The following is a 4,049-nucleotide window of genomic DNA, read 5'->3' on the forward strand; positions in this document are numbered from 1 at the left end:
CTAAAGATGATAAAGAAGAATATCTTCCAAATACTGATGCAATTAAGGATTTAATTCCAATATGTGATAATTGTCATGGTATCATCCATTCTAAAACACCTCCTTATACCGTAGAGGAAATGAGAAAAATGCTTAAAAACGCACACTAAGATAGGCTAAATATAAAATAGATAAGAAGTACTATAAGGAAAAACTAGGGGAAATAGAAGGTATATTAAGAATATAGAAAAACAGTAGGGAGTTCCTTGCTGTTTTTTTTGTATAAGAGGTATAATATAAAAGGAATTATAATAAGGAGGAAGTTGATGAATAGAATAGGTGTTTTCTTTTATGTAGAAGGAAAAATAATTAGTGAACAATATAAATTGCAAGAAGGAATGCAACAAGGTGTGTTTATTAGTCCACCAGAAGGACATGATCGTGTATGGAGAAGGGCACATGGAGATACAACACAAAAAAGCTATGATTTTTGGCCAAGGGGAAGAGTCGCATATAATACAAATAGTAAACAATTTGTTATGTATCATGATGAATGTTTAGAACAATTTACTTTAAATCAAATAAGAGAAATATTTGAAATTTCATCAGAACAAGTAAGATATGTCAAAGATGAGTATTATACTTGTCATCAATGTATCAAAAAGTTTGAAGATATGGATGATGAATCAATGTATTATTCTTTTTGATAGGAAGCTATACTTTACAATGATATAAATTTAAAATATAATAAATTACATATTAAAAGTATAACAAAAAAGGGGGAGAGAAAGCTCTCCTTTTTTTGCGAAAAGAGGTAGATAGATGGAAGTAATAAATAAAGATAAAATTAATAAATTATTATTTATTAATTTTATAACAATGGCCACATTCAATATGGCTCATCCTGTCACACCAATGTTAATTAATGAACTTAAATTACCATCCTATATGTTTGGTGTATTATTCTCATTTATGGCCGTTGCTAACTTTGTGATGTCACCTATATGGGGGTCATTCTCAGACCAAAGAGGAAGAAAAAGGTTTTTAGCTTTAGGGGTTATTGGCTATGGGTTAAGTCAGGTTGGATTTGGCTATAGTACGAACATTATGGTTATTTTAGTTTTTAGATTGTTAGGAGGAGCACTTTCGGTGTGCTTTGTAACAACAGCTATAGCCTATATGACAGATCTTTCTAGTATTAAAGAGAGAGTAAAATATTTATCCTATCATACAGCAAGTGTTTCAATAGGGAGTTCAGTAGGGGCGTTGTTAGGAGGAACTATCGGAAGAAATAATTACCGATATACATTTTTGGCACAAGGTATTCTTTGCGTAATAATTACAGGGATTATTCTGTGTGTTGTTAGAGAAGATAGAAATATAAAGGAAGAAAAATTAACAGTTTATCTAGGACACCTTAAGCCTAATCGGACATTTATTGATTTTAAAACAGCGATAGGAAGTATGATTTTAGTAATGATGTTGATTACTATGACGACGACAGCTTATAATTCTACAATTAATTATTATATTGAATCAGTATTACATATGCCAAGTACCATTAATGGAATAGTAATGGCTATTGCAGGGGTAATTGGGTTGTGTATGAACCTTTTTGTGAATCCTTATTTGGGTAAACGATTTAATGAGTACAAGAGTATAAAGTATACTATATTAATAACAGGTGTTTCTATTCTATTAGCGAGTATGATGAATAATATGATTATTAGTATTATTTTCTTAGTGCTATTTATAGCTGCAAGTTCGTTGGTTGTACCTATTCAACAAAGTATTGTTTCAAAACTTGCAAGAGAGAACTATGGAGAAGTAATGGGAATACAGGGTTCAGCTAAGGCAATAGGTATGATTGTAGGTTCTTTAACAGCTGGATTTATCTTTATGATAGGGAATAGACTGCCATTTGCTTTTGGGGGAGGATGTGCCTTGATAGCAGGATTAGTAATGGTAAATCTAAGCAGAAATATAGGAAAGGAATAAGAGACTGTCACAAAATGCATAAATAGTTTATAAAGGGATATAGATAAGTATATAGATGAAAATGAGCTAGAGAACTAATTAAAATTTAGTTTTCTAGCTCATTTATTTATTAGGGCTAATAATTATTAACTCCTTATTCTATTTCAATGGCATTAACTGGGCAGCTATCTTTAGCATCTTCAGCACATGCTATTAAATCTTCTGAAATGATAGTTACTGTAGAATCAGCAAGACCTTCATCATTTAACTCGAAAATTTCTGAGCATAAAGAAGCACATAAACCGCACCCAATACAAATATCATGATCAACTGTTGCTTTCATAAAAACCTCCAAAATAAATAATATGTATATAAATACTTATAACTAGTATTATATAATAATTATTATAAACTATTTCTGTGTTTTGTCAATCATAGTTATTTTTATCATAGAAATTATTTTTTGGGCAAAAATAGGTATTAAAAGGAGCGGCGATTAATGAAGAAAATAATAGGAATAATCATACTAAGTATTTTTTGTCAGGTTAGCATATTAGCTACTCCTAAAATAGTTTATTTTGAAAAATATTTAGTCGGTAAAGTTATAAAAAGTGAAAAAAGGTTGATTTCTGAAGAAGGAGAACATTTGCTTTATGAAATGGGTAATCAAATGTATATTTCTTTAAATACCCTACGAGGAATAGGAGCAGACATTCAAAAAGAAAAACAAAAAATAAATATTACTTTAAATAAAGGGAAAAGTGACCTAGCAGAAGAAAAAATTCAAGAGGGTAAGGCCTATATAAATAATGAGCCCATTTATATAGGAAATATAAGAACCTATTCGTTGCTCGTAAATGATAAAATTTTAATACCGTTAGAAGCTTTAAATGGGTTATGGGAGGTGAAAGAACTTACAGAAGGATTCAGTATTTCGGATAAATATTATGATTTAAACCGATATATAAAGATTGATGAAGCAGAGATAGTTAATATTTCTCCTTATTTTATAAGATTTAAATATAAAGATATATTCTGGGATGGAAAAGAGTACATTGAAGTTATAAATGATCAAGAATTACAGGTAGGAGAAAAAATACAAAGAGAATTTAAAATAACTAGTAAAGAAAAGAAAGTTATTTACTTAACTAGCTTTTTAATAAGTATTCATGAACTTAAGCAAGAATTAGACGAAACTAATCCCTATGGACAAAAAAATGAACAAATTCTAAAAGCCTACGAAGGTCAAGTAAGACTAAAAATGTTAGAAAGTATATTTAGTCCGTACATTGTGACAGGAACGATGAAATATCCAGTAGGTGAGTTTAAAGCTAAAGAAGTAGTAGAAATATGGAGAGGAGAGAAAAAACAATATTATATAGTTATAGATAAGAAAGGTAAGCAAGTATTTATTCCTTGGGACAGTGTAGAAATTGAATCTGATCAAGGTGTAAAATGGGATCAGTTATCTAATCAAGAAATTGAAGACTATGTTAATCTAAAGGGAATAGAAAGTGAAACGAATTATTTTGTATGGACGGATTTATATAGGCAGAAAACGTATGTGCTAACTGGGGAAAAAGAAAATTGGAAAATAGAAAAAATAATGAGATGCTCTTCAGGAAGAAATACGTACCTAACACCAAGGGGAGAATTTAAATTAGAATATAAAATGCCTTACTTTGGGATGGGAAAAGGATTTATGTGTAAAAATGCAGTGGTTATTTTTAGAGATTATATGTATCACTCCATCCTGTTTGATAAAACAGGAAATTATATAAAAGAAGGCAAGTATCAACTAGGTCAAAGAGTATCTCATGGATGTATTAGGTTATCAGAAGAAGAGAGTAAATGGTTTTATGATAATATTCCTATAGGAACTAAGGTGTGGATTAATTAGGAAAGATTACAACTCTTACTGCTTTTCACAAAGTAGGAAGGGTTGTAATCTATTGGTAATAGCGATAAACTATAATTGAGAATAAAGTGTTAATAGGAGGAAATAATGAATAAACAATCAATTGATATGATAGAAAGTTTATCGAATGCTTATGGAGTATCAGGTTTCGAAGATGAAGTAGTAGGAATTATAA

Annotated in this window: 4 protein-coding genes; 3 read left to right on the top strand and 1 reads right to left on the bottom strand. The window is 29.8% G+C overall.

Translation table 11 applies throughout. The annotated features are described in order from the left end of the window. The first annotated feature begins 305 nt into the window (after positions 1-305). Together ACRDBA_RS01145 and ACRDBA_RS01150 are read left to right on the top strand one after the other, a co-directional pair. Positions 306-686: a hypothetical protein gene (locus ACRDBA_RS01145; RefSeq protein ID WP_438571113.1), complete on the top strand. Its 381-nt coding sequence runs from the start codon at positions 306-308 to the stop codon at positions 684-686. A 115-nt stretch (positions 687-801) separates the two neighbouring features. Continuing rightward, positions 802-1,977, top strand: a complete 1,176-nt coding sequence (locus ACRDBA_RS01150) for an MFS transporter (RefSeq protein ID WP_438571114.1) — start codon at positions 802-804, stop codon at positions 1,975-1,977. Positions 1,978-2,110: 133 nt separating this feature from the next. Here ACRDBA_RS01150 and ACRDBA_RS01155 read toward each other — a convergent pair whose 3' ends face one another. Further along, a complete protein-coding gene (locus ACRDBA_RS01155; RefSeq protein WP_438571115.1) occupies positions 2,111-2,299 on the bottom strand; it encodes a ferredoxin in 189 nt (62 codons plus the stop codon). Positions 2,300-2,455: 156 nt separating this feature from the next. Here ACRDBA_RS01155 and ACRDBA_RS01160 point away from each other — a divergent pair, with 156 nt between their 5' ends. After that, the gene (locus ACRDBA_RS01160) at positions 2,456-3,856 is read left to right on the top strand and encodes a L,D-transpeptidase family protein (protein WP_438571116.1); all 1,401 of its coding nucleotides are present in this window, start codon (positions 2,456-2,458) and stop codon (positions 3,854-3,856) included. Positions 3,857-4,049 lie beyond the last annotated feature (193 nt).

Origin of the sequence: Clostridium sp. (genome assembly GCF_051654825.1) — a bacterium.
GTDB lineage: Bacteria > Bacillota > Clostridia > Clostridiales > Clostridiaceae > Clostridium.